This is a genomic window from Streptomyces sp. NPDC053673 (genome assembly GCF_055585225.1).
This window is the reverse complement of the sequence record NZ_JBVJKN010000100.1, coordinates 1-1,514: the sequence shown is the minus strand read 5'-3', so window position 1 is coordinate 1,514 and position 1,514 is coordinate 1. Positions and strand designations below refer to the sequence as shown.

Sequence of the window (1,514 nt, the reverse complement as noted above, 5' to 3'; positions counted from 1 at the left end):
ATACCGAGTTCGGTCGTCAGGTCGTGGAGATTGCGGGCCGAGACCGCCTTCGCGCGCAGGACACGGTCGATACGCTCCGGGGTCAGACCGTCCAGCACACCGTCGTCCAGGACACCGGCCGTGTGCACCACAGCCGTGAGCGAATCCGCCAGCGCCGACAGCAGGGCGTGCAGCGCCTCACGGTCTGCCACGTCACACGCGACGACGGAAGCCTCCACACCCAGCTCGGTCAGCTCCGCCACCAGCTGAGCAGCACCCGGAGCCTCCAGCCCGCGGCGGCTGGTCAGCACGACACGCTCCGCACCCGCCATGGCCAGCCAACGCGCCACCCGGCCACCCAACGCACCCGTACCACCCGTCACCAGGACCGTGCCGCCCGGAACCCACGAACCCTCGCCCCGAACAGCCCGAGCAGCGCGTACCAGACGCCGGCCGAACACACCCGACGACCGGACCGCAACCTGATCCTCACCACCAACACCGGCAAGCACGCCGACCAGCCGGGACAGTGCACGATCGTCCAGCACACCCGGCAGATCAACCAGACCGCCCCAGCGCTCCGGCAACTCCAACGCCGCAACCCGCCCAAGACCCCACACCTGCGCCTGCACAGGAGAAACAAGCCAGTCCGAACGACCCACCGACACCGCACCCCGAGTCAGACACCACAACGGCGCCCCAACCCCGGCATCACCCAACCCCTGCACCAAAGCCGTCGTGGCATACAACCCACCCGTCTCGTCCCACCCCAGGAACGACACAACGCCGGCGAGTGCCTCAGCATCGACCAGCAGCTCCGCCAGCCCAGCCCGGTCCACACCGGACCCCACCACAACCCGCCGAACCTCAGCCCCACACCCCGACAACGCACCCACCACAGCCTCAACCGAGGCATCACCCTCGTGGGATGCAGGTACCACCACCAGCCAGGAACCGCTCACCGTTCCGGAAGGCACTGCGGCAGTCACAGGCTTCCAGCTCGCCCGATAACGCCAACCATCCACCACCGACTGCTCCTGCCCCTGACGGCGCCACGCCGACAGAGCAGGGATCAGTTCACTGAAGGACGCGTCATCATCCACATCCAACTCAGCCACCAGCGATGCGAGATCCTCACGCTCCACCGCCTCCCAGAACCGAGCATCCACCGCGTTCACGGGCTCGACAGCATCCAGCCCGCCAGTCGAGAGAAGCGTCTTCGGCCAGTAGCGCTGCCGCTGGAACGCATACGTCGGCAAATCGATCCGCTGCGCACCCGTACCGGCAAAGAACGCCTGCCAGTCAACGATGCCACCCCGCACATGCACCTGAGCCAAAGCGGCGACCGCCGTCTCCGCCTCAGGACGACCGTTCCGCAGCACCGGCACGAACATGGCTCCCTCACCGGCCACGCACTCCTGCGCCAGAGCAGACAGGATCCCGTCCGGGCCGAGTTCGAGGTACGTGGTGACTCCAGCGGTCTCCAGGGCGCGGATGCCGTCCAGGAAGCGGACCGTCTCGCGGACATGGCGGAC

1 protein-coding gene is annotated in these 1,514 nt (G+C 67.8%); it reads right to left on the bottom strand.

What is annotated here, in order from left to right:
• A partial coding sequence (locus ACZ6ZQ_RS38545; RefSeq protein ID WP_469773193.1) for an SDR family NAD(P)-dependent oxidoreductase occupies positions 1 to 1,514 on the bottom strand: 1,514 nt, incomplete at both ends.